This is a genomic window from Thermoflavifilum thermophilum (genome assembly GCF_900116565.1).
Taxonomy (GTDB): domain Bacteria; phylum Bacteroidota; class Bacteroidia; order Chitinophagales; family Chitinophagaceae; genus Thermoflavifilum; species Thermoflavifilum thermophilum.
Map to the genome: position 1 here is coordinate 2,631,534 of NZ_FPCJ01000001.1, position 24,759 is coordinate 2,656,292.

Consider the following 24,759-nt stretch of genomic DNA (forward strand, 5'->3'; position numbering starts at 1 on the left):
CTGCTGCCCGAGAATGGTTGGGTATTTTCTTGATATCTGAAGTATTCTGATATGAGTTAAAAATGTTTCTGCAGGATTAAAGGATAAGCCTTATTTTTGTCGTTTCCAGATTTTGTATTCGGAAACAACATGTCTTATGCAGCCTGTGGCTCCAACCAATGCTTACGCTGTGAAATACTATCCCGAAGCTGTTCTGCGATGGGAACGCGAAGGTAATTTCTTTTATTTTTATACACAGGATGTTGTCCTTGAAGTAAAAGTCATATCCAATCATATCGTACGTTTCAGATATGCACCAGACGGAAGGTTTCAGCGTGATTTTTCCTATGCAATTAATCCTGAGTTCAAAGAATCCGTAACCCGATTGGATTATTCGGAAGATGCCAGCTGCATTCGAATTTTCACGGAACAATTGCAGATTCAGATTGATCGCCAGCATTTACTTGTGTCTGTTCTGAATCAGGAAGGTCAACTCATTAATCAGGATGAAAAAGGATTTCACTGGCAACATTATCAGCAAAAAGGTGGCAAGATTGTATATTGTAGCAAATATATTCAGCAGGATGAATGTTTTTATGGTTTAGGTGATAAGCCCACCGATTTTCAATTGCGGGGCAAACGCCTGGAAAATTTCGGAATGGATCGCTATGGTTATGGCTGGAATGTAGATCCGTTGTACAAAAACATACCGTTTTACTACGGATTGCATCATGGCATAGGTTATGGTATTTTTCTGGATAATACGTTTCGCACTTTTTTTGATTTTGGCCAGGAACGTGCCGATGTGTGCAGCTTTTGGGCTCATGGTGGCGAAATGTGTTATTATTTTATTTATGGGCCTTCGTTGATGGATGTAGCGGCTCGTTACACACAGCTCACGGGAACGCCTGATCTTCCGCCATTATGGAGCCTGGGCTATCATCAAAGCAGGTGGAGCTATTATCCCGCAAGCAAGGTAAAAGAAATCGCACAGGAATTTCGTAAACGGAAAATACCCTGTGATGTCATTCACTTGGATATTGATTACATGGATGGTTTTCGTTGTTTTACCTTTCATCCTGAAGGATTTCCCGATCCGGCTGGCTTGATGCGTGAGCTGGCTGACATGGGTTTTAAAGTTGTGGCTATCATTGATCCGGGTATTAAGGTGGATCCGAATTATTTTGTATATCGTGAAGGTATTGCAGGAGATTATTTCTGCAAGCGGGGCGACGGAGCGTGGATGGAAGGTGATGTATGGCCGGGAAGATGTGTATTTCCGGATTTTACCAATCCCAAAGTGCGAACATGGTGGAGCAGGCTGTGCAAACATTTAACCGATGTGGGTATTCGCGGCGTGTGGAATGATATGAATGAACCGGCAGTTTTTGAAATCGGCACTTTCCCGGATGATGTGCGCCATGATTATGACGGAGATCCCTGCAGTCATCGAAAAGCGCATAATGTGTACGGTCATCTGATGAGCAAAGCCACGGCAGAAGGCATCTCCCGCTATCTGATGCCAAAGCGCCCCTTCGTTATCACACGATCCTGCTATGCCGGTGCGCAACGGTGGACAAGCGTATGGACAGGTGATAATACCGCATCATGGGAACATCTTTTCATTGCCGCTATTCAATGCCTGCGTTTATCAATTTCAGGAATTTCGTTTGCCGGCAGCGATATTGGTGGATTTATCGGAGAACCTACACCCGAGCTGTATGTTCGCTGGCTGCAAATGGCTGCTTTTCATGTATTTATGCGCACCCATTCAGCCAGCAACGAAACCAATTTTCATCAGGAACCCTGGGCATTTGGAGAAAAAAATGAATTCATTGCACGCAAGTTTATCAAGCTGCGTTACAGGCTCCTGCCCTATTTCTACACTACCTTCTGGCAATACAGTACTTATGGATATCCTATGCTGCGACCCACGGTATTTGCAGATCAACATGATGTGAATACTTACAATCGTGCAGATGAATTTATGTTAGGTGATCATCTGCTCATCAGCCCCGTACATGCGCCCGGCCTTAAAACAAAAACTGTGTATCTGCCTGCTGGTGAATGGTATAACTTCTGGAACGATGACTTGGTGCAAGGTAAACAATCCATTGAAGTGCGTACACCATTGACGGAAATTCCTGTATTTGTGCGTGCAGGTGCCATGATTCCACAGTTTCCACAAATGGAATATGTGCCGGAACAATTGCAATTTCAGGAAATGATTCTGGATGCTTATTTCACGCATGGTGTGCAGGAAACCGTGTTGTACGAAGATGCCGGCGATGGATATGGTTATCGCGACGGACAATATCGGGTAATTTGTTTTACCCTGCAGGGAAAATCTGATCAGTTGCAAATCAATCGGACCTGTACCGGTAGTTTTAAGCCCTTGTATCAACAATACCGGCTGGTTTGCCATGGCCTGCCTTTTACTGCAACAAAGTATGAAGTAGATGGACAGGTATATGCCATTACTCAATCTCGTTCGGGCGGAACGAAAAAAATTTTAAAAATCACCATTCCTGCCGATTTTCAGGAAATCATCATTCGGTAAATCACAGGTTCACTTATCTCCCTCCCTTTTGCAGGAAATTGCTGTTGATTCAGCAATTCATTCCCTATAACTTTTAAAACAGCATTTCAACATTTGCATGGATAGATATCACATGTTTTGAGATACATTGGGATTTTTTATTTTTAGCCTGTTAAATGTTCTGATATGCCGATGATGGTTCATTCGGAAGAAAGCCAGGCAACAGTTGCAGCCAATCGCACGCGTTTTGCCTTTATATTGGTTACCAGCTTGTTTTTTCTTTGGGGATTTGCTTATGGATTGCTGGATTCATTGAATAAACATTTTCAGGATGTATTTCAAATTACCAAACTACGTTCAGCCTGGTTGCAGGCTGCCTATTTCGGCGGTTATTTCCTGATGGCTTTGCCAGCGGGTATCATCATGAAAAATTTTGGATATAAACGGGGTATTTTGATTGGATTGGGTTTATATGCTGCAGGAGCTTTTTTCTTTTATCCCTCTGCTCAATGGCATAGCTTCAATGCTTTTCTCCTGGCTCTTTTTGTGCTGGCCTGTGGTTTATGTTGCCTGGAAACAGCGGCTAATCCGTATGTCACGGTACTTGGTCCCAGGCAAAGTGCTGCTTTCCGGATCAATCTGGCGCAATCCTTTAATGGTGTAGGTTCTTTTCTGGGACCTTTTCTGGCTTCACAGTTATTTTTCAAAGAATCTGTTCAGAATAGTTCTCTGCAAAGTGTTCAATATACTTATCTGGGCATTGCAGTTTTGGTTGTATTGATTGCTGGATTATTTTATTTCACGCCTCTTCCTGAAATCAATGAAGAAGCGCAATTGCAGCAGGAAGCACATATTCATTCACGCCCGTTGTTTCAGAATAGACATTTTGTGCTGGGTGTAGCCGCGCAATTTTTTTATGTAGCTGCACAGGTGGGTGTAGCTGCTTTTTTCATCAATTACGTGATTGAAAACTGGGAGCAGGCATCCAGCAGTTTGGCAGCTATGTTGCTTGGTGTAAGCCTGATCTTGTTCACAGTTGGAAGATTTATGGGCACATTATTGATGAAATGGATAGAAGCAGCCCGATTGCTTGCCCTGTATGCAGTTATTAATATTTTGCTGTGTGTAATGGTAATTTTTCTGCACGGACAAATTTCAGTAATCGCATTGATGATTATTTTCTTTTTTGAATCCATCATGTTTCCCACCATCTTCGCTTTGGGTGTTCGCAATTTAGGGCAACATACGCGGCAAGGCGGATCATTTATCATCATGTCAATCGTAGGTGGTGCATTGAGTCCGCTTCTGATGGGGTGGATTGCCGATCATCAACACAGCACGGCACAGGCATTTGTGGTGCCTTTGATTTGTTTTGCAGTCGTAGCACATTATGGTTTTTGGGGGCACCGCATCCATCCGTAAAGCATAGGATTTTTGCTATCCATTCACCATGGTAACATTTTAATACATTATGCCCATATCCCACTGCATATTGCTTATTTGAAGGAAAGATCATATTTTGTTGTTGTAGTTGCAGTAATGATGTATAGTTACCGTACAATTTCATTCAGTATCTGTATTTTTTCTTCTGTTGTATGTGTGTTTGTTCCTGCTCAGGCACAGGTGCATGCAGACAGCGACAGCACTACATATTACGGTATCGCAAGTTATTATGGATCCAGATTTAACGGACAATTAACGGCAAACGGAGATACATTTGATGCCCGGTATTTTACTGCAGCAAGCAATGTATTGCCCATGGATCAATATGTATTGGTTACCAATCTGCGCAATCGCAGGAAAACGGTGGTGAGAATTAATGATCGTATGGCTGCAGGGAATAAGCGCCTGATTGATGTTTCAGAAGCAGCAGCCCGCAGATTGGGCTTCAAGGCAAGAGGTCTTACAAAAGTAAAAGTACAATTGATTCCCGCATGGATGATCAACTGGTTTGATCTGGCCGATATGGATTCAATTCAACATACGATTGATCTGAAATAGATATATCTATCCCAAAAACATCCTCTACATAAATTTTCTTTATCGAATTCCGCTACAATTGTATTTTTTCTATTTATTTCCGTGTTTATTTTGAAAATACCTTGCAGTAAAATGGTATTGCATTAACTCCTATCTTTGCCCAAAAGCCTGCCTGGTATGTCGGTTACTTTTCAACGTGTATCATTTGATGATACAGCTGCAGCTTTTTCTTTTCGTGATGATCGTGAATTAAAACGTATTTACTGGTTGTTCTGGCTCATGAATTTAGGATGGCTTACGCATCTGGCTAAGTATCTGATTCCTGTTGTGATTCGTTTGCATTTGCCGGTAAAAAAATGGATTCGAAATACATTGTACCAGCAATTTTGCGGAGGCGAAACCCTTGAAGATGTGATGCAAACGGCCAAAAGACTTGACAACGCCGGTATGCATATTATCCTGGATTATGGCGTGGAAGGCAAAGAAACAGAGGAAGTATTTGAGCACACCTGTGCGGAGTATATTCGCATGATTACCTATGCTGCGCGAGAATCCAATATTCCATTCATTGCGGTGAAGATGACCGGACTGGCACGCACACAGCTGCTGGAAAAACTGCATGCACAACATACATTGTCGGAAGCAGAAGAAACAGAGTGGCAACGGGCTTGTCAGCGTCTGGAACGCATTGTAAAAGAAGCCGTGCAACACCATATTGGTGTAATGGTAGATGCAGAGGAAAGCTGGATTCAATCACCTATTGATGAATGGGTGATGAAGCTGATGCAAACATACAATCAGCAAACAGCTGTACTTTTTCAAACTTATCAGCTCTATCGCACCGATCGGCTGGCTTTGCTGAAATCGCATGTACATCAGGCCAAAGAAAATGGCTTTATCCTCGGTGCTAAATTGGTGCGGGGTGCCTACCTGGAAAAAGAACGTAAACGCGCTGCCGAAAAAGGATATCCAAGTCCGGTACACGCAAGCAAAACTGCTACAGACCAAGATTATAATGAAGCCATTCAATATTGCATGAATTATCTGGATCATGTAAGTTGTTGCATAGCCACGCATAATGAAAACAGTTGTCAGCTTACCATTCAGCTGATGGAAGAAAAACAGATTCCGCCTCATCATCCACATGTGTGTTTTTCTCAGCTTTATGGCATGAGTGATCATATCAGTTTTAACTTATCCAAACATGGTTATCGGGTTTGCAAATATCTTCCCTATGGCCCGCTGGAAGATGTGATTCCTTATCTCATGCGGCGTGCGCAGGAAAATACATCTGTAGCCGGACAAACCAGCCGGGAATTGAGATTAATCAAACAGGAAATAGCTCGCAGAAAAGCTATGCAGCTTGTACGTTAAAAATTCAACTGCGGATAAATAAGGTGGAGTTGCTGATGTATAAATGAGGCCCATCTGGCTTCTTCAGCTTTATTTGTTCCGTGGTTGGTTTCGCTGTCAAACTGATCCTGGATGTGATTCATATACCGAAAAGCTTCCAGATACTCATACTGAATAAAACTATCCGCATCTTCCGGAGCAATATCTTTTTTATTTTCCATCACCAGTTGCTGAAAATGAGCTGCGCTGATACGTGTTAAATCAAAGTGCAGCTGTTCATGTGCCAGAGCATCGGGGCCAGGCAAGGCCGCAGGGATTACATACGAAGCACTTTTTACAAAAAACACTTGCAATTGTATATGCAGCTCCAGCGTATCATGATGCGAAACAGCTGAGCCGGTAAATCCAAAGCTGCTATAGGTAACAGCTGCATTGCGATGCGCACCGGGCGGAGGTTGGCCGGTGAAATCGCTCCATTTTAAAGGCCGCAGGGGACTGTAATAAATTGTATCATCGGTTTCTGCACCTGGTCGGTATTCGCCATCCCATACCACTGTCCAATATTTCAACTGGGATTTATGAGCAGGCTGCTGGGCATAGGCGGGAATTGAACACAACAAAAACATGTTCATCATCCAGCTGATGATGGGTATGTGGCGAGAAGCACCATGCTGCGAGCTTCGCATAAGCCATGCTTTCATAACGGAAGATAACAAATCGTGCCTGCATTTGCAAGCTATAATAATAAACAGGCCGCCCTGCACAAGAGGGCGACCTGGTGTAACACATCTACAAGCGGTTTGTCATTCGTTACTGGCAGGTGGATGAAGTTCCTGAATGGGCTGCTGGGGCTGAAGCACCTGATGCACGCGCTCTGTAACTACTTCTTTCGGCAATTCGAAAGTAGTGGAAGCCACATATTCTGTGGCATTTTTCCCAAGATACACCCTGTAGGTACCAGCATCTGCAACCCATGCTGAGCGGGCAGGATCGAAAGAAGCCAGGTCGGCCGGTGTGAGCACAAAATGCAGGGTCTGCGATTGACCGGGAGCCAGCAACCGGGTTTTAGCAAACTTTTTCAATTCCATTTCCGGTTTATCCAGATGGGCAGCAGGGGCATGTACGTACAGCTGCACCACTTCCCTGCCCGGCCTTTTTCCCGTATTGGTAACGGTTACCGTAAGCTCCCAGCGGCCCTGCTCAGGATGGCTGGTCAGTTGCAGATGATCATACCGAAAGGTGGTGTAGGATAAACCATAACCAAAGGGATATGCTACAGGTATATGAAAGCTGTTGAAATAACGATATCCCACATAGATACCTTCCTGATAGACTACTTGCTGCGGATTATCCGGAGGTGTACCCGGAAAATTGGAAGCAGAAGGTTCATCCGTATAATGCAAGGGGAAAGTTACCGCCAGCCGGCCGGAGGGATTTTCCTTACCGGTAAGCACATCTGCGATGGCATGTCCGCCTTCCTCTCCGGGTTGCCAGGCCAGCAGGATAGCATCGGGCTTGTCGCTCCAGGAAGCCGTTTCAATAACACCGCCAATATTCAACACTACCACAACGGGCTTATGCATGGCATGAAAGGCGCGGCAGATATCGGAAATCAACGCTTGTTCTGTATCCGATAATTCATAATCGTCCTTCAGGTGGCGGTCAGCACCTTCGCCTGATTCCCGTCCGATCGAGAGAATAGCCATATCATTTTCTGCAGCAGCCCGTGTGATCTCATCGGTTGATACAGGCATTTCAGGTATAGGAGGAGCACCGAATAAAGCGCTCATGGGATTGCGTGGGGCCGGATTATGGGTTTGAATATATTGTTGATACTTTGTTTGCAGCGAGGCATCGGTTTGAAAGCCGGCGTCCTTGAGTCCCTTATCCAATGAAATGGTGTAAGGAGCGTGCACGGTGCCACTGCCAGTGCCACCTGGTATCAGATGGTAGGCTGAGGTGCCGAATAAGGCTATCCGATGGATATTGTGAGAAATAGGCAAGGTATTTTCCTGATTTTTCAGCAGCACCATGCCCTGAGTGGCGGCCCAGCGGGCAACGCGTGCATGAGCCTGCAGATCGGGATGGTCGGAATAAGGTTCATGGTGAAAAGTGGGTGAATGCAATACCAGCCGCAGCACGTTTTCCACGTTGTGATTCAATACATTGGTATCCAGCTTACCTTCACGTACGGCCTGTTCGATGGCTTGCATCTGCAGGGGGGTACCCGGCATCAGCAAGTCATTGCCAGCCTGCATCTGAGCCACGGCGTCGTGTCCGCCAAACCAGTCGGTCATCACCAGTCCCTTAAACCCCCATTCATCACGCAACACGGTGGTGAGCAGGTCGTGCCGTTCAGAAGTGTAGGTGCCGTTGATTTTGTTGTAGGAACTCATCACCGTCCAGGGTTGTGCTTGTTTCACGGCAATTTCAAAACCGCGCAGGTAGATTTCCCTCAGGGCACGCTCGCTGACTATTACGTTGACAGAGTTGCGGTTGGTTTCCTGGTTGTTGCAGGCAAAATGCTTGATGGATGTACCCACGCCATTGGATTGAATGCCTGAAACCATTGCCGCAGCCATCATCCCGGTGATGAGTGGATCTTCGGAATAATATTCAAAATTTCGCCCGCAGAGCGGATTACGCTGGATATTCATACCTGGCCCCAGCAATACATCAATGCCATAATTTTTCACTTCATCGCCCATGGCCTTTCCCACAGCATACACACAGCCCGTGTCCCAGCTGGAAGCCAGTAATGTGGCTACTGGAAAGGCTGTAGCATAATAGGTATGGCTGCTGTCGTTGTTGCGGATAGGATTGATGCGTACACCAGCCGGGCCATCGGAAAGCGTAAGCGATGGAATGCCAAATCGGGCATTTGCATAAGTACGCCCTGCCGCGCCGGGTACTTTTTCGGGAATTTTCAGGGCATTGGTGTCCATGGGTGGTAAATGAAAATTATGCAGCATGCTGGTATCGTGCAAGGCCCGGCGCAGCTGTTCCATAACCGATGGAGGCAGGTAAATGCCCATCCCTACCACCGTATGCACTTTTTCATCGAGTGTCATGTGGTGCACAATCTCTTTCAGGTTGGAAGCGTTTAATTTTTGCTGGGCTGCACTATACAATGGGTTGCAGCATATCAGCAACAGCAAGCAAATGCAGGACAGACGGCCCTTCCGGGCAACAGGCTGATGAGTCCATTGCAGATAGGAGTTTGAGTAAAGCATATCTATTGGTTTTTGAGATAAAGGATTGGTAAAATTATGTGTTTCATCTAAAACATTCGAATCATCGTATATAAAAATAGGATGAGTGGTTTGCAGTGAAAGATATAATATGATCCGGAGAAAACGGATTCAGCCATTTCTAAAAAATCATTTGCAAATCTGAATCGTTTTCATGTATCTTGTTAGCCAGAGTTGAGCGATCATAAGTTTGGACATAATAGGTAATACATATATGGGATTGGATCTTCAGCTTCAATTTCAACAGGGATTTGGCTTTTGGGCCACTTTGTTTTCTTTTCTGGTTGGGTGTTCATTGCTCCTGTACATTTATATCTGTTTCCCACAGAATTCGCTGGTCAGGCTTTACTTATTGCTGGGCTTGTCGGGATTGCTCTGGCAGTTGAATGATTTGCTGACGCATATCAGTGGGAACATGGCTACGGCCAGCTTTTTTGACCGGCTTACCAGCATGGGCTGGAACTTTATTGGTCCGTTATGCCTGCATTTTGTTTGGTATTATACCCGCTTTTTTCAAAGGCATCGGGCACATTACCTGCTTGTTTTGTTGTATTTACCTTCATTTTTTCTGTTGAGTCTGTATCAGATGGATGTCTATCCGCATGTATTTCATTATGTTCATTCCTGGGGTTGGGTAAAAGACATCAGCAAGCCATGGGTTTCTGTTTTGCAACTGAGCTGGATATCTCTGCTGGTATTTATGGCCTCATGGCAAATGATCCGCTATACCCGATCTGTGAAATATCATCCGTTGCAGTTTAAGCAATCGTTGTTAATTACAATTGCAGTGGGTATGCCAGCATTTGCGGGGGTTACCGTGCAATTTATCATTCCCATATTGTTTCACACGCCCAGTTATCCTGTTACTTCAAGTTTTATGACGGTATCGGTATTTTGCACTTTTGTGGCATTGAGAAAATATCAATTGTTTCAGCCCAAAGATCTGGTGGAGGAAGACCTGGTGATGTCGGAAGTACCTGTTTTGGTGTGCTGTATCATGCCCAATGGTTATGCCGCATATCTGAACAATTATGGCGAATATATACTGGGCATAAGCAGCGCTGTATCTACTTCCCAGCAGTATCATCAGTTGTTTAAGACTACTGATATCCGGCATTTACAACAATTGATGGATGCGCATCAGCAGGCTTTGGCAGGTAAAGAATGCAATTTGCCCGACATTTCATTGCAAACACCATCTGGCGTGAGGCAAATCCATTTTGCTATACGACCGCTGGTAAACAATGGGCGGATTATTGCCACGCTTTGGGTAGGAAAAGATATTACAGATCTTCGGCAGATGCAGGTGGAGCTCATGCGAAAAGAATATTTGCTCAGCGAAGCGCAACAGCTGGCCCATCTGGGAAACTGGGAATGGAACCTTTCGGATAATCGAATCACCTGGTCTGATGAAATGTATCGGATTTATGGTTGCCGGTTTGATGAAAAAATTACTTTTAAACGTTTTGTGGAATGGATGGATGATGCGGATCGCATGCGTGTCAAACGTTTGCTGAAGAAGGCTATTGCATCGAGAAAAGACTTTAGTTTTTATCATCAAACCACCATTGACGCCAGGAAAAAGGTGATTTTTGTGAAAGGGTATTTCGGGCAAACACGAAGCGGTGAAGTTAACCGTATCTATGGTATTGCCCAGGATGTAACAGACCGCATTGAGAAAGAAAAACTATTAGAAAAACAGAATCGAGAACTTGAAAAAGTAAATCAGGAGCTGGACCGGTTTATTTACAGCATATCCCATGATTTGCGCTCTCCTATTGCTTCCATGATGGGCATTGTGCAATTATGTGAGGAAGAAACTAACCCGGAAGCCAACCGGCATCATTTCGGCATGATACGGGAATCCCTGAAACGTCTGGATCATTTCATTACCGATGTGATGCATTATTCCAATAACGCGAGAATACCAGTAAATAAATCACCCATCGTGTGGTCAGAACTGGTAAAGGATGTCATCAACAGTATACCTCCCATATATCAACAGGATGTGGAAATTCATTTTGAGTTTGCCGAACAAAGTGATGAATTTTATTCGGATACCTACCGCATCAAAACCATTTTGCAGAAGCTGCTTTATAATGCTATCCTCCATAAACATCCGCAACGCAATAAAAATGAAGTTTTTCTGTTGATAAGGTCAGATGATCAGCAATGTACAATGGTGATTGAAGATAAGGGAATGGGTATTGACCATAATGTGCAAAGTCGTATTTTTGAGATGTTTTACCGGGCAAATAGTAAGGTGCCGGGCTCCGGTCTCGGATTGTATATTGTCAAAGAAATGCTGAATAAGCTGGAAGGCGAGATAACAGTTCATTCCGAGCCAGGCATAGGTACCCGGTTTACATTAACCATTCCTAACCAGAAAAACCTTGTAACTACATGAATGCGATTGCCAAGTATCATCTCATTATGATTGTAGATGATAATTATATTGATCGATACGTGGCTGAATCCTGCTTAAAAAAGCTCCAGGTATGTGAACAAGTCGTATCCGTGGAATCTGGTCAGGAAGCCTTGCAATATCTGCAATCTCACGAGTCATCTCCCGAATCTGTGCCTGATATTATTTTGTTGGACATCCGCATGCCTGGTATGGATGGTTTTGAATTTCTCGATGCTTTCAGCAAGCTGTCTGCTTCTATTCGCGAACATTGTGAAATTGTCATGCTATCCAGCACGATTGATCCTTATGATCTGGATCGCATCAAACAGCATGAAATAGTAAAACGTTTTCTCAGCAAGCCTTTCAGTAAGGATGCGGCTTTATCCCTTTAAAATGCCTATGGCTTTGAGCTCCTGTTCAAGAGCTTCCGGCGAAATGAATAACAAGGTATGAAATCCTGCCTGCTGGGCACCATCAATGTTTTCGGGCACATCGTCAATGAATAGGCTACGTTCGGGTAGTATCTGAAAGCGTTGGGCAAGTCGCTGATAGATTTCCAGAAAAGGCTTTCTTGTTTTTTCTTCGCCTGATACCACGATGCCGTCAAAATCCTGCAGGAATGAAAAGCGCTGACGGGCAATGATAAATGTTTCAGCTGACCAGTTGGTGAGTGCATACAATCGGTAAGTGCGCATGGCTTTCAGGCGATAGAATATGTTTACCGTGGCTTTTATTTCGCCGCCCAGCATTTCCTCCCATCGGCCATAGTAAGCCTCGATGGCCTCTTTGTATGGAGGAAAACGCTGCACAAGCCATTCGGTTCCTTCTTTCAACGACCGCCCGGCATCTTGTTCAGCATTCCATTCGGAAGTGGCAATGTGCTTGAGAAAATGTTCCATTTCTTCTTCGGAAGAGAAGATTTTCCTGTAGAGGTAGCGCGGATTCCAGTCGATCAATACACCGCCCAGATCAAAAATGATGTTTTCAATATTCATGGTTGCATCAGCTGTTTGCGAATGATATGCAGGCTTTCAGCAAATGTGTGTGGCCGATAGCCAATCTCCTGAACGGCTTTCCGAATGATGAGTCCTGTGCGGGCCGGCCGTCGGGCTGGTTGGCGGAAGGTGTGGCTATCGGTGGGTTGAACCAGGTCTGCAGGCAGATTCCACACTCGGGCAATTTCCATTGCCATATCGTAGGGTGTGAGCATATCCGGACCTGCTATATGAAATATACCCTGAGCCCGTTGGGATACAATCTGCCAGCAACCGGAAGCCAGATCGGCAGCCCAGGTGGGTGTGCGCCATTGATCATTTACCATTCTAACCACATGTCCCTGTTGCAGCTGCTGCACAATCCAGCGGACAATGTTGCTCTTTTCGCGGCTTGTCTCATTTCCATACACCAGTACCGTGCGGGCAATAGCCCAGGGAATGCCGGCGCAGCGCACCAATTGCTCAGCGCAAAGTTTGGAAAGACCATAATAATTCACCGGATCTGGCAGATCATCCTCGGCATAAGGGCCGGCTTCACCATCGAAAATAAAATCAGTGGAAACAAACAGGAAAAAGCTTTCGGTAGTTCGTGCAGCCTGTAGCAGGTGATAAGTGCCTTCCACATTGGTTTTCCAGCATACCTGCTTTTGTTGTTCGCAGGCATCCACATGTGTCATAGCGGCTGCATGAATCACTGCATCGGGTTTGTAGCGTGTCCACAATGCCTGTACGGCCACAGCATCGGTGATATCGAGCGATTCGTACGTGATTCCTTTCTCATTCGGGAAACGACATGCACCCTTGCCGGTGGCTATCCATTCATGTAGAGTACCGGGAGCCACATGGGTCAGTATATGCTGGCCCAGCAAGCCATTTGCACCTGTCAGGAGAATGCGCATTTGCTCAGAATTCGGGCAAATGTATTAAACCTCTTTCATTTTATGCTTTCTCACACGATCATGAAACGAAGATGCAAAGGAAACTGCCTGTGAAATGAAATCAGAAACCAGCATCAAAAGGGATTTGCAGGTTGAAATGATTCAAGGCAAATCATCATTCGTTTAAAGTTTTTTAATAATTTATTTATTTGCCGGTACAATATTCAGTAGATTCCCGCGATTGGATGTAGGAAAACAAAAGCAAAACCCTAATTTTGTGCCGTTTTTAGCAAGAGGCCCATTTACCCTGAAACCAAGGATATGAGTAAAGTCAAGAATATAGCTGTCCTCACTTCCGGCGGTGATGCACCGGGCATGAACGCAGCAATTCGGGCAATTGTCAGAACCGGAAATTATTTCCAGCTCAACGTCTATGGCGTCATGTATGGCTATCGGGGGCTGATCAATGGAGAAATCATGAAAATGGATTCCCGTTCGGTAGCCAATATCATTCAGCGCGGCGGTACCATTTTGAAAACCGCTCGTTGCAAGGAATTTTTTGGCTATGAAGGCCGGCAGCGGGCATACGAACAATTAAAGAAATATCAGATTGATGGATTGATTGTCATTGGTGGTGATGGCACGTTCAAGGGAGCACTTACGTTCAGCAAGGAATTTGATATTCCTTGCATTGGTTTGCCCGGCACCATTGACAAGGATATAGACGGTACGGATTTTACCATCGGTTTTGACACGGCCGTAAATACGGCTGTGCGTGCCATTGATAAGATTCGTGATACAGCCGAAGCTCACGATCGCTTGTTTATTGTAGAAGTGATGGGGCGCGATGCGGGATATATTGCGCTGCACAGCGGTATTGCCACCGGAGCAGAACATGTGCTGCTGCCTGAACGGCCCACGAAAATTCAGGATATCATAAATGAACTTCAGGCCAACGAACGCCGCAAAAAGCTTGTAAATATCATCGTGGTGGCTGAAGGTGATGAATCAGGAGGTGCCAATGAAGTAGCCCGTGCAATCAAAGAGCAACTACCGCATTTTGACACGCGAGTTTGTATTCTGGGCCATATCCAGCGCGGGGGATCGCCCACCTGCATGGATCGGGTAATTGCCAGCCGGCTGGGTTATGCAGCGGTGCAGGCTTTGATGGAGGGCAAACATCATAATTGCATGATTGGTATCGTAAATAATCAGCTACATTACACACCTCTCGAAAAAGCGGTAAAAGCCAGGCAGGGCATAGACCCGGAATGGTTTCAGATGATTCGCATTTTAGCTAGTTAAAAAATTGAAGACCATGTCTGATATTTCCAAGTATCTCCACAAACAAATGGATCATCGTGCTGCTAAGCAGCATTCCACCCATAAAACCAAAATCGTGGCTACGGTAGGTCCGGCCTGTAGTTCCTATGATCAGTTGCTGGCACTGGTCAAGGCTGGCGTGAATGTGTTCAGGCTTAATTTTTCGCATGGTACCCATGAGGACAAGCTCGAAGTCATCCGCCATATCAGGCGCATCAATGAATCTGAACCCTACAATATCGCCATCCTGGCCGATCTACAGGGACCAAAACTTCGCATTGGCGATATTGAAAACAATTACCTTGAAGTAGCTCCGGGCGATATCCTCACCTTTACTACAGAAAAATGCATCGGTACCCGCGAAAAAATTTATGTGTCGTATCCCGATTTTCACAAGGATGTGAAAGTGGGACATAAAATTCTGATTGATGACGGCAAGATTGAAACCCGTGTGGTAGAAATCACTTCCGATAATCTGGTAAAAGCCAAAGTTGTCATCGGAGGTGTGCTTTCATCCAAAAAAGGCATTAATCTGCCTGATACCAAAAGTTCATTGCCATGCCTGACTGAAAAGGATTTGCAGGACCTAGATTTTATTATTGAACAACAGCTCGATTGGGTAGCCCTTTCTTTTGTGCGCAGCGTAAATGATATCATCATCCTGCGGAACAAACTAAAAGAAAAAAACAGCCCGATTAAAATCATTGCTAAGATTGAAAAGCCTGAAGCAGTCAATAATATTCGCGAAATTATTTTGGAGTCGGACGGCATCATGATTGCCCGGGGCGATCTGGGCGTGGAATTGCCGGTTGAACAGATTCCGATGATTCAGAAAAATATCATCCGCAAGTGCATTCATCGTGCTAAGCCCGTGATTGTGGCTACCCAGATGATGGAAAGCATGATTGAACGCTCCAAGCCCAACCGCAGTGAAATTACCGACGTAGCCAATGCCGTACTGGAAGGTGCGGATGCGGTGATGCTCAGCGCAGAAACTGCTACGGGCAAACACCCCGTGCTGGTTGTGGAAACCATGAAAAAAATCATTGAGGAAGTAGAAAAGGAAGATATTATCTACAACCGCAATCTCATTCCACAGCCCCATTCACCCTCATTTCTGAGCGATGCTTTGTGTTACAATGCCTGTCGTATTGCTGAAGATGTAAAGGCCGATGCCTTGATAGGCATGACGCAAAGCGGATATACCGGGTTTATGTTATCCAGTTACAGGCCCAAGGCTCCTTTATATGTATTTACCAAAGTACCTTCACTGGTGAATCAGCTAAGCCTGAGCTGGGGCGTGCGTGCCTTCTACTATGCAGAAGAAGAAAGTGTAGACTCTATTATTTTTGATCAGATTCAGATTTTGAAAGAACGCGGATTCATTTCTTCAGGTGATGTGGTTGTGAATACGGGCAGCATTCCCGTGCATGAACATTTGCCGACCAACATGCTCAAAATTACCCGTGTTCCTTAATTTGTTTTTTGTATTGAATAAGCAATGCAATGACCTGCTGGTAGCTGTGAATGCCCCGGCGTTGTTGATTGGCTTTTAAAAATGCATCATACACATGCATCACCAACCGGTCTGCAGGTCCGGCGTATGCCTGTTCATAGGCGTAGATTTCATGGATATCCCGTTTCACGCCCGGCAATAAACTTTCCCAGAGCTGGTGCAAAAACAGGCTGTCGTCCGTGTGCCCGTCATGGCGCAGGCTGTTGCAGGCATAGAGCAACATATCCAGATATGCTGAATAACGAAACAGGCTATCATGGGCATGGGTGGCTGCAAGGAAGCCTACAAAATTGGCAGCATATTCCTGTGCAAACCCCATCTGATGAGCCATTTCATGGCAGGTTACAAATGGCAGCAATACCGGCGGAATATCGGTATTCACCTGCGCTTCACCGGTAAACGGATTGTAATAACCTTCTATGCCCATATAATTCAGAGCAGTCCGGAACAAGGAAGGTTTTATGGATGGATGACGATACATACCTGTTGCGCCTTCCAGATGCAGCTGATGATAAGCTTCGATGGCTGCTGGTATAACGTTTTCCCTGAAATAAGCAATCCGATTCGCTTCTGATTCGGGTTTCTGTTGCACGTAGTTTGTGTTTGTTGCAGCCGCCAACCATTGGGCCAGGTCTTGCAATTCAGCACGAGAATAAGATTTCAGTTGCAGATGAAATGATTGCTGGATGCGGGGCAGCAAATAGGCAAATCCCCATCCCAGCTGAAACCAGCCATACATCAGGCATGTGGCCAGCATCATCTGCCATAGCCATCTGCCCCATATCCTGAATTGCCAACCCTTGTTTATCCAGCGGCGGATGCATTTATAGGTTTGCCACAGTACCCAGAGCAAAACAGCCACATAGCCCAGATCACCCAGGCTAAAGGGCAACCAGCCGGTGAGCATGCGCTGGAATTGCCACCATGCCGGTGCAAGCTCGTGCAGCCAGAAGACGCGGAAACCGGGAATAAACAGCCAGGCACCCCATCCAAACGCTATCAGCCCCAGCCAGCCTAAAAAAGCATACATTTGCCATCGGACGTGCCATGAGCGCCTGCATTTCCGGATTAACAACCATAGATCCGATACAAGTTTATTCATATTGAGCGATGATCCCCGACAATGTTACCTGGTTTTCAGATATTAGCCATTTGCTTGCTGAAAAATTACAGAAATCCGCCGGCAGTCAGCCACCCACCGTTCGGCTTTTGCATATTGACCGGCTCACAGGCGGCGATATTCATGAGACTTATCGGTTGCATACCAATGCAGGCAATTATTTTCTCAAAACCAATACCCATCCCGATGCTTATCGCATGTTTGCCTGTGAATATCGGGCATTGGAGCGAATCCATCAAACTCGTACCATTCGCGTACCTGAACCCATTGCTTATCATCAAGCTAACGGGAGGGCTTTTTTGCTGATGGAGTTTCTGGAAAAGGGAAAACCTATACCTCGTTTCTGGGATCTGTTTGCAGAGCAGCTTGCTCAATTGCATGAGGTGAGCAATCCGTTGTATGGGTTTGACGAAGATAACTTCATAGGTTTATTGCCGCAACCCAATCCACGGATGATGCATTGGCCCGAATTCTTCGCCGAGGCACGCATAGGCCCGCTTGTCAGGCAGGCTTTTGACGAGCAACTGATTGATATTTCAGACCTGCGTCTCGCGGAAAGCCTCATGCAAAAATTACCTGAATTGTTGCCTGATGACAGGGCTTCTTTGCTGCATGGCGATTTGTGGGGCGGAAACTTTATGGTGAGCAACAACGGCATGCCCGCTGTGTACGATCCGGCAAGCTATTTTGGCCATCGTGAAATGGATATTGCCATGGCCGATTTATTTGGCGGGTTTGACCGTCGTTTTTTTGAGACTTATGCAACACTGGCACGACTTGAACAGGGCTGGCGCCACAGGTTGCGCTTGCATCAGCTGTATTATCTGCTGGTACATCTGCTGTTGTTTGGAAGAAGTTATTATCATCAGGTGAAAGATATTCTGGAAACCTATGCCTGAGGCTTTCAGGAAAGCGATTGCACGAATTTCTGCAGATGTTGGTATTCTTCTTCTACTACGGGCAGATAGATTTCCAGTTCCTTATCGGCTTTCAGCAGCAGAGATTCTACTTCAGGCCATGCATCTTCCTTGCGGATAGCCTTTTCGGCTTGTTCCAGCGTTTGAGCTATCCAGGTCAGGCCCACCATCGAAAAATTGGGTTTGATTTTGTGAATAGCCTGATAGAGATTCTGCACATCATGCAAATCTTTTAACCGAATAATTTCGTTCCAGTCAGCATGGATATTTTCCATGAAAATACCGAACAGACCGGCTGCGTACTCAATATTGTTCTCATATAACTCTTGCAGATAGTTCACGTCCAGGCGCGGATTGAAGCGATACATTTTTTGATGTACTTCTTCATACAGGTTCACCTCCTCTTCATTTTCGTCATCACTTGAGTATTTGCGGATGATATGCAACAGTTGTTCCGGAGTAAATGGTTTCAGCAGCAAATCATTGATGCCGGACTCTCTTGCCATATTTACGGTGCTTTCCAGCGCAGCGGCTGTAATCAGGACAATGGGTGTGGCGATATTCGGATTTTCATCTTCAGACCTTACGATTCTGGATATTTCCAGTCCATCAATAACCGGAATCTTGATATCCATCAGAATGAGATTGTAGGGCTGTTTCCGGATCATATCCAGGGCATCATCACCTGCGGTGGCTACGTCATACGTGATTTTCATTTTATCGAGCAGCGAGGTCAAATACATCATATTCATCGGATTATCTTCCACAACCAGCACATGGGTATCCCGAAAAGCCATACCTGCAAGGGTATCTTCACCGGTTTGTACTTCGGTTGTTTGTTTGGTGGGAATGCCGGTATCGATGAAAGGCAGTGTAAAGGTAAAGCAGGTGCCTTTGTTCACCTCACTTTCAACCGATATGGTTCCTCCCTGCAGTTCAATGAGTTTTTTACTGATGGATAAACCCAGCCCGGTACCGCCCAGCTTCACGCTCTCAGCCCGATGTGCCTGCTTGAATTCTTTGAATATCAGGTGCATCTTATCCGGTTCAATGCCCATGCCAGTATCAGCTACCTTAAATTGCAGCCATATTCTGGAATCCAGATCATCAGCTTTCTGTTCCTGCGGCATGTCCAGCAGCTTTACCGAAACCTGGATAGAGCCTTTTTTGGTGAATTTTTCTGCATTGCTCAGCAGGTTTAGCAAAACCTGGTTGAGCAAAATATCATCGCCTATCAGGTAGTGAGTTAACCGGTTATCATAATCCAGAATCATTTTCACCGGCTTTTTCTTCATTTTTAGTTCAAACGTATGAGTTAAGGAATGCACCAGTTCATACAGATTAAACTGCCGGTGCTGTATTTCCATATGTCCAGACTCAATCTTTGAAAAGCTGAGGATATCGGAAATCAGGTTCAGGAGGATGTTGCTGGAATTTTGCAGGATGTGCACGTATTCTTTTTGTTCCGGGCTGAGCCGGGTGCCTGAGAGCAGGTGCGACATGCCGATGATGGCGTTGAGCGGAGTGCGAATTTCGTGGCTCATGCTTGCCAGGAACTGCTGGAGGGCTATTTTAGACTCTTCTGTGCGCCGGGCAACCGTTTCCATTTCCTGCAGCAGCGTTTTCTGGGGTGTGATATCCATAAATACATACATCACCTCCGCATCTTGATCGCTCTCATCCGATAAAGGCACACGGCTCATCAGTACCCAGCGCTCGCTGCCATCTTTTGTCCGGATAGTAAGCTCTTTTGAAGCCGAAGGCGCGGTGGGGTGATGAGCGGTTGCTGCAGACAATACTTCTCGGGAAATCAGTTCAGCTATATTTTTCCCGCGAAGGCTTTCCTGGTTGAATCCGGTAAGTTCACAAAATCCGTCATAAGCGTGCGTGATGATCCCATCAGCAGTACATTCGCAAAAACCAATGCCCAGATACCCCAGGATGGTGCGAAATTTCCCCATATCCAGCCGGGCTATTTGATAAGCACGGCCTTTTCTGTTCAGATTAACGATAGCCCATAGCCCACCCACATATTGTCCCCCCTCAAATAAAGGCAGATAAGTAAGGGAAATAACGCCACCTTTGGCAAGTTTTACATCGTAAGCAGCTTTTTCCGTGCGTGAAAAAAGCATCTGTTGCAGATCGGCATACACCTCATCCGGATGCTTCAGCAAAGGCTTGATCCTGGCAAAACCTTCTGAAAATGAGCTACCTATGAGGTGCACATCCGGAAACGTGCGGGCCATTGCCTCTTCCATGGCAGCATTCTGCCAGCAAAAACGATCCGAAGCATCACTCAGTAAAAATCCAATGGAAGATTGCTCGATGAGCCGGATAAGGGGAAAATTGGCCAGCATATCGGCCGGATAAGATATGGCAGTTTCCACAGACATGCGCTTCGAATTCTGTATCCTACGAGCGTGAATAATGGCTGGCAAATCACGCTTTTTCATAGGAGAGCGGGATTCTCGGGGTATCATGGTTTTTCGTAGGTTGGTTAAACAAAAACAAAAGTACTGCTAAAATATAAATAAGTTTTTGGATTTTTAAGTTTTTTTAATAAATACTTTTCGGCTAAAACCGGATGACTTTCCAAAATAGAAGAAGAAATTGTAATTTTGTCGCCACGATTCCATTTTACGGGATGAATGGGATGGTGAGGCAGCTAAACCAATGCTGGTAGATATGAGGACAGATCGGCAATATGATATCGCATTTGTGGGTTTGAAAAATGGGATTCACCATTATCAATATCACATTACGGATAAGTTCTTTGCCGATCATGAAGTAGTCACGGAGTTCTCTGATTCACAGATTGATGTGGGGCTTGATTTTGAAAAAAATGATCATTTATTTCGGTTAAAATTTTCAATAACAGGTGATGTAAAGATTCCATGTGATCGTTGCGGAGAACCTTATCGGTTGGCCCTGTGGGAAGAATTTGATCAGATCGTGAAGCTGGTAGACCATCCAGAGCTAATAGATGAAAATGAAGAGCCGGAGGTGAGTTATCTTTCACGTACGGAATCTATTCTGAATGTGGCGGGCTGGATTCATGAGTTTATTCTGCTCAGCATCCCTATGCAGCATATTCATCCGGATCTGGAAAACGGGATGAGCGGTTGTAATCCGGAGGTAATTCAGAAACTGGAAGAGATGCGCAACCGGTCTGGAATGCCAGTTCAACCGTCGGTATGGGATGCGTTGTATAAAAAATTTCCGCGCAAATGATTTAAAATTCAGTTGATATGCCAAATCCAAAACGGAGACATTCACAGCAACGTTCTGCCAAGAGAAGAACACACTACAAAGCCACTGCTGGTACCATCAGCATTGATCCCACCACAGGAGAAGCTCATCTTCGCCATCGTGCCCATTGGATAGAAAACAAATTGTATTATCGTGGTCAGGTAGTTATGGAAAAGCAGGGCAAGGAAAGCTAATTAAGCCAGGGATTTTGTTTTTAAAGCATATCTGATGATCATCAGCCTTGACATGATGGGTGGCGATTTTGCCCCGGAAGAAGCGGTAAAAGGAGTTCGTTTATATCTGGAAAGTACTTCTTCTCCTGCTGATTTGCTGCTCATCGGCCATCAGGATGCCGTTCAACCTTTGCTTGATCAGCAGGGTATTCCAAAAGCCCGCTATGAACTGGTACATGCGCCTGAAGTCATCGGGATGCACGAACCGCCTACGCGTGCATTGAAGGAAAAGCCCCATTCTTCTATTGCCGTTGGATTTCATCTGCTGCGCGAACATAGATCAGACGCCTTCATAAGCGCCGGTAATACAGGAGCCATGATGGTGGGCACCTTGTACACGATCAAAACCATTGAAGGCATATTGCGCCCCACTATTTCTACACTTGTTCCCCGCGAAAATGGTAAGCCGGGTGTGTTGCTGGATGTGGGATTGAATGCTGATTGCAAGCCAGAAAACCTCGTTCAGTTTGCTTTGTTAGGCACTCTTTACGCCCGGCACATCCTGCAAATCCCGGAGCCGCGTGTAGGTTTGCTGAATATTGGTGAAGAAGAGGGCAAGGGCAACCTGCTTGCACAGGCTGCCTATCCCCTGCTGAAACAACACCCTTCCATCCGTTTCATCGGGAATGTGGAGGGTAGAGATTTGTTCTCTGAAAAAGCCGACGTGATTGTTTGCGAAGGATTTACAGGCAATGTGATCCTGAAGCTGGGAGAATCCTTTTATGAAATTGCCCGGCGCAGAGGCATTCAGGATGCGTATATTGACCAGATGAATTTCGAAAATTACGGTGGCACGCCGGTATTGGGCGTAGCCGAACCCGTTATCATTGGCCATGGTATTTCCAGCGCACTGGCTTTCAAAAATATGATTGTCCTGGCTGAACAAATGATTCAAAGCCATTTCACGGACACCATCCGCCAGGTATTCGAACAAATCAACCAACAATCCTGAATTTCATCCTTCCATGGAGTGCTTCAGGGTAATGCGGTAAGCATCCAGCACGGCAGATTTCGAAAGCATGCCCATGTAATGCTCGCCTTGCAGTACCGGTAAACACCATTGTCCTGAAGCATCAAATTTTTCCATCACATGATTCATGTTTTCATGGATCTGGACAGTAACGGGAACTTGTTTCATCAGCTTTTCAGCTATGCAACCTGATTTTTCGTTATGATGCGGGAAAATATGCGTTTTCAGATCTTCAAATGTGATGATACCCAACAGGTGATTTTGTTCATCTGTTACAGCCCAGCATAAATGATTATCGTGCTGAATTGCAGCCAGGATCTCATCCCATGTTGCATGTGGGCGTATGCAGGGTCCCGTGCAATCTACCAGATCTTTCACTTGCAACATGGATAAAATATTGCTGTCGTACCGACGTGTAAAAATTTTTCCTTCCCTGACATATTCACTGATTTCCAGAGAATAAGGTGAAAAGCGCTTTACAATAAGGTAGGAAGCAGTGGATACAATCATGAGCGGGATAAACAAATCATACCCACCCGTAACCTCGGCAATGAGAAAGATGCTCGTTAGCGGTGCATACAACACACCGCTCATAACACCTGCCATACCCACAATGGTGAAATTGGCTACAGGTAAGGGGAAAAGGTGCAAATCAACCATCAAGCGGGAGAAAAAATAACCCACAAAAGCACCTGCAAACAGCGATGGTGCAAAGTTGCCACCACTGCCACCAGCATAGATGGTGGTGGAAGTAGCAAAAACCTTTACCAGCGCTATACTTCCTACAAATGCAAGCAATGCCCATTGGTGACGGATAAGCGGAGCAAAAAGGCTGATCTGCATCAACCGATCGGGCCCTTCATTGGCAAGTGTTTTCACGAATCCATATCCATCTCCGAACAAAGGGGGAAATACAAAACAGCAAAGGGCAAGCATAACTCCTCCTACCATAGCTTTTCGTATGGTATGTGTGCTTTGGAATCGTTTGAAAAACCGATCCACGCGGTGCGCCATTAGCGCATAATAGCGGGAATACAAACCACAACAAATCCCCAGCAACAAATAGAAGGGTGTGTTCCGGTAGTCAAAATTCCGTTGCAAATTGAAATGCAGCAGAATTTGTTCATTTAAGATCATTTTTGAAACCAAGGCACCAGCCACAGAAGCTATAATCAGAGGTATGAAATCAGAAAATACCACTCCGGCAAGAATGATTTCAATAGCAAACATGACACCTGCAATGGGCGCATTGAAGGCAGAAGCGATGCCAGCTGCTGATCCGGCTGCCAGCAGCAAAGTACGGTCCTTGTACGGCAAACCGTATGTGGTTGCATAATTGGAACCAATAGCGGCTCCTGTAACAGCTATCGGGCTTTCCAGCCCTGCCGATCCTCCAAAGCCAACAGTGATACCACTGGCAATAATCTGCCGATACATCTTGTAGGCCGGCACCCGGGCTGAATGATTAGCAATTTCATGTAAAATGGGAGCAATACCTTTACCATCCTTGCCTTTGAAAAGGTAATGCACAACCAATGCAGTGATCATGAGCCCGCAAAACGGAAAAATCAGATAAAACATTAACTGATAACGAAAATGATAATCGTGCGTAATAAGCACGGTAATGAAATGCACGATTGTTTTTAAAAGCACGCTGGCAAAACCTGTGGTAAGTCCGACTAGCACGCCGGAAAGAATCAGGAACTGTTGGCGGGTGAGTTTGGCCTTTAACCAGCTGAGGGGAATTTCATGCTGCTGAATTAAGTCTTCCGTCTGATGTTGCATTCGCAACAACAACCTCAGAAATCGGAAATAAGATCTGAACTTTTGCATGCATCTTTAACCTCTCCGGAGGCAAAGATAGGCCATAACCGTGATTCCGCCGAAACAAAAGGTTTTTCTTTTCCGAAAGAATATTTATTTTTCAAAAAAAAATTATGCGTGCCCTGTTTTATTTGCTATCGGCTGTTTTGGTGTTATTCTGGTTGGTGGCCGTTTTTCTGTTCGCCCTACATGGGTTGGTTCATCTGGCTTTGGCTTTAGGCATCG

The 24,759-nt window shown here is 45.4% G+C and carries 19 protein-coding genes; 12 read left to right on the top strand and 7 right to left on the bottom strand.

The genetic code is table 11. The annotated features are described in order from the left end of the window. The first annotated feature begins 136 nt into the window (after positions 1-136). From BM367_RS11170 to BM367_RS11185, 4 genes are all read left to right on the top strand, one after another. On the top strand, positions 137-2,539 hold the full coding sequence (locus BM367_RS11170) for a glycoside hydrolase family 31 protein (protein ID WP_092460534.1): 2,403 nt from the start codon (positions 137-139) through the stop codon (positions 2,537-2,539). A gap of 165 nt (positions 2,540-2,704) precedes the next feature. Then, on the top strand, positions 2,705-3,940 hold the full coding sequence (locus BM367_RS11175; RefSeq protein WP_092460536.1) for a sugar MFS transporter: 1,236 nt from the start codon (positions 2,705-2,707) through the stop codon (positions 3,938-3,940). 177 nt (positions 3,941-4,117) lie between these two features. Further along, on the top strand, positions 4,118-4,519 hold the full coding sequence (locus tag BM367_RS11180) for a septal ring lytic transglycosylase RlpA family protein (RefSeq protein WP_177224215.1): 402 nt from the start codon (positions 4,118-4,120) through the stop codon (positions 4,517-4,519). Between the two features lie 156 nt (positions 4,520-4,675). After that, positions 4,676-5,872 (top strand): proline dehydrogenase family protein, encoded by a 1,197-nt coding sequence (locus BM367_RS11185; RefSeq protein ID WP_092460540.1) that lies wholly within the window; start codon positions 4,676-4,678, stop codon positions 5,870-5,872. Here the strand turns inward: BM367_RS11185 and BM367_RS11190 are convergent. After that, a complete protein-coding gene (locus BM367_RS11190; protein ID WP_143104018.1) occupies positions 5,869-6,537 on the bottom strand; it encodes a hypothetical protein in 669 nt (222 codons plus the stop codon). The two genes, BM367_RS11185 and BM367_RS11190, sit on opposite strands and share 4 nt — an antisense overlap. Positions 6,538-6,654: 117 nt before the next feature. Then, complete coding sequence (locus BM367_RS11195; protein WP_092460543.1) at positions 6,655-9,084, bottom strand: glycoside hydrolase family 3 C-terminal domain-containing protein; 2,430 nt, start codon at positions 9,082-9,084, stop codon at positions 6,655-6,657. Positions 9,085-9,316: 232 nt separating this feature from the next. On the opposite strand from BM367_RS11195, the gene BM367_RS11200 reads away from it, so the two are divergent. Next, positions 9,317-11,509 (top strand): sensor histidine kinase, encoded by a 2,193-nt coding sequence (locus tag BM367_RS11200; RefSeq protein WP_092460545.1) that lies wholly within the window; start codon positions 9,317-9,319, stop codon positions 11,507-11,509. Continuing rightward, positions 11,506-11,901 carry a response regulator gene (locus tag BM367_RS11205; RefSeq protein ID WP_092460547.1) on the top strand — a complete coding sequence of 132 codons (396 nt, stop codon included), beginning with the start codon at positions 11,506-11,508 and terminating at the stop codon, positions 11,899-11,901. The genes BM367_RS11200 and BM367_RS11205 overlap by 4 nt, the downstream gene beginning before the upstream one ends. Here BM367_RS11205 and BM367_RS11210 read toward each other — a convergent pair. Then, complete coding sequence (locus tag BM367_RS11210) at positions 11,890-12,504, bottom strand: HAD family hydrolase (protein ID WP_092460549.1); 615 nt, start codon at positions 12,502-12,504, stop codon at positions 11,890-11,892. The genes BM367_RS11205 and BM367_RS11210 overlap by 12 nt on opposite strands. Continuing rightward, positions 12,501-13,403, bottom strand: a complete 903-nt coding sequence (locus tag BM367_RS11215) for an SDR family oxidoreductase (protein WP_092460551.1) — start codon at positions 13,401-13,403, stop codon at positions 12,501-12,503. Before BM367_RS11215 ends, BM367_RS11210 begins: the two co-directional genes overlap by 4 nt. 300 nt (positions 13,404-13,703) lie before the next feature. Between BM367_RS11215 and pfkA the strand changes: the two genes are divergently transcribed. Then, entirely contained in the window at positions 13,704-14,687 is a 984-nt protein-coding gene (gene pfkA, locus BM367_RS11220) for a 6-phosphofructokinase (protein ID WP_092460553.1), read from the top strand. Positions 14,688-14,700: 13 nt separating this feature from the next. Then, positions 14,701-16,182 carry a pyruvate kinase gene (gene pyk / locus BM367_RS11225; RefSeq protein ID WP_092460555.1) on the top strand — a complete coding sequence of 494 codons (1,482 nt, stop codon included), beginning with the start codon at positions 14,701-14,703 and terminating at the stop codon, positions 16,180-16,182. On the opposite strand, the gene BM367_RS11230 is transcribed toward pyk, so the two are convergent. Continuing rightward, positions 16,166-17,323, bottom strand: coding sequence for a DUF3810 domain-containing protein (locus BM367_RS11230; protein WP_092460557.1), 1,158 nt, complete (start codon positions 17,321-17,323; stop codon positions 16,166-16,168). The two genes, pyk and BM367_RS11230, sit on opposite strands and share 17 nt — an antisense overlap. A gap of 8 nt (positions 17,324-17,331) precedes the next feature. On the opposite strand from BM367_RS11230, the gene BM367_RS11235 reads away from it, so the two are divergent. Beyond that, positions 17,332-18,240 (top strand): fructosamine kinase family protein, encoded by a 909-nt coding sequence (locus BM367_RS11235; RefSeq protein ID WP_092460559.1) that lies wholly within the window; start codon positions 17,332-17,334, stop codon positions 18,238-18,240. Between the two features lie 5 nt (positions 18,241-18,245). Here BM367_RS11235 and BM367_RS11240 read toward each other — a convergent pair whose 3' ends face one another. Continuing rightward, positions 18,246-20,651 carry a PAS domain-containing hybrid sensor histidine kinase/response regulator gene (locus BM367_RS11240; protein WP_177224216.1) on the bottom strand — a complete coding sequence of 802 codons (2,406 nt, stop codon included), beginning with the start codon at positions 20,649-20,651 and terminating at the stop codon, positions 18,246-18,248. 292 nt (positions 20,652-20,943) lie between these two features. Between BM367_RS11240 and BM367_RS11245 the strand changes: the two genes are divergently transcribed. Genes BM367_RS11245 through plsX form a run of 3 tightly spaced genes read left to right on the top strand, consistent with a single transcriptional unit; the run spans position 20,944 to position 22,692 of the window. Beyond that, positions 20,944-21,489, top strand: coding sequence for a YceD family protein (locus BM367_RS11245; protein WP_092461042.1), 546 nt, complete (start codon positions 20,944-20,946; stop codon positions 21,487-21,489). Between the two features lie 17 nt (positions 21,490-21,506). Then, entirely contained in the window at positions 21,507-21,701 is a 195-nt protein-coding gene (rpmF, locus tag BM367_RS11250; protein WP_092460563.1) for a 50S ribosomal protein L32, read from the top strand. Positions 21,702-21,735: 34 nt separating this feature from the next. Then, positions 21,736-22,692: a phosphate acyltransferase PlsX gene (gene plsX, locus BM367_RS11255; protein WP_092460565.1), complete on the top strand. Its 957-nt coding sequence runs from the start codon at positions 21,736-21,738 to the stop codon at positions 22,690-22,692. A gap of 3 nt (positions 22,693-22,695) precedes the next feature. On the opposite strand, the gene BM367_RS11260 is transcribed toward plsX, so the two are convergent. Beyond that, entirely contained in the window at positions 22,696-24,543 is a 1,848-nt protein-coding gene (locus tag BM367_RS11260) for a chloride channel protein (protein ID WP_092460566.1), read from the bottom strand. Between the last annotated feature and the right edge of the window lie 216 nt (positions 24,544-24,759).

What these genes read in the sequence shown, in the direction of transcription:
- BM367_RS11170 (WP_092460534.1), top strand. Translation starts at nt 137, where the DNA reads ATGCAGCCTGTGGCTCCAACCAATGCTTACGCTGTGAAATACTATCCC.
- BM367_RS11175 (WP_092460536.1), top strand. Translation starts at nt 2,705, where the DNA reads ATGCCGATGATGGTTCATTCGGAAGAAAGCCAGGCAACAGTTGCAGCC.
- BM367_RS11185 (WP_092460540.1), top strand. Translation starts at nt 4,676, where the DNA reads ATGTCGGTTACTTTTCAACGTGTATCATTTGATGATACAGCTGCAGCT.
- BM367_RS11190 (WP_143104018.1), bottom strand. Translation starts at nt 6,537, where the DNA reads ATGCGAAGCTCGCAGCATGGTGCTTCTCGCCACATACCCATCATCAGC.
- BM367_RS11195 (WP_092460543.1), bottom strand. Translation starts at nt 9,084, where the DNA reads ATGCTTTACTCAAACTCCTATCTGCAATGGACTCATCAGCCTGTTGCC.
- BM367_RS11200 (WP_092460545.1), top strand. Translation starts at nt 9,317, where the DNA reads ATGGGATTGGATCTTCAGCTTCAATTTCAACAGGGATTTGGCTTTTGG.
- BM367_RS11205 (WP_092460547.1), top strand. Translation starts at nt 11,506, where the DNA reads ATGAATGCGATTGCCAAGTATCATCTCATTATGATTGTAGATGATAAT.
- BM367_RS11210 (WP_092460549.1), bottom strand. Translation starts at nt 12,504, where the DNA reads ATGAATATTGAAAACATCATTTTTGATCTGGGCGGTGTATTGATCGAC.
- BM367_RS11215 (WP_092460551.1), bottom strand. Translation starts at nt 13,403, where the DNA reads ATGCGCATTCTCCTGACAGGTGCAAATGGCTTGCTGGGCCAGCATATA.
- pfkA (WP_092460553.1), top strand. Translation starts at nt 13,704, where the DNA reads ATGAGTAAAGTCAAGAATATAGCTGTCCTCACTTCCGGCGGTGATGCA.
- pyk (WP_092460555.1), top strand. Translation starts at nt 14,701, where the DNA reads ATGTCTGATATTTCCAAGTATCTCCACAAACAAATGGATCATCGTGCT.
- BM367_RS11230 (WP_092460557.1), bottom strand. Translation starts at nt 17,323, where the DNA reads ATGAATAAACTTGTATCGGATCTATGGTTGTTAATCCGGAAATGCAGG.
- BM367_RS11235 (WP_092460559.1), top strand. Translation starts at nt 17,332, where the DNA reads ATGATCCCCGACAATGTTACCTGGTTTTCAGATATTAGCCATTTGCTT.
- BM367_RS11240 (WP_177224216.1), bottom strand. Translation starts at nt 20,651, where the DNA reads ATGTCTGTGGAAACTGCCATATCTTATCCGGCCGATATGCTGGCCAAT.
- BM367_RS11245 (WP_092461042.1), top strand. Translation starts at nt 20,944, where the DNA reads ATGAGGACAGATCGGCAATATGATATCGCATTTGTGGGTTTGAAAAAT.
- rpmF (WP_092460563.1), top strand. Translation starts at nt 21,507, where the DNA reads ATGCCAAATCCAAAACGGAGACATTCACAGCAACGTTCTGCCAAGAGA.
- plsX (WP_092460565.1), top strand. Translation starts at nt 21,736, where the DNA reads ATGATCATCAGCCTTGACATGATGGGTGGCGATTTTGCCCCGGAAGAA.
- BM367_RS11260 (WP_092460566.1), bottom strand. Translation starts at nt 24,543, where the DNA reads ATGCAAAAGTTCAGATCTTATTTCCGATTTCTGAGGTTGTTGTTGCGA.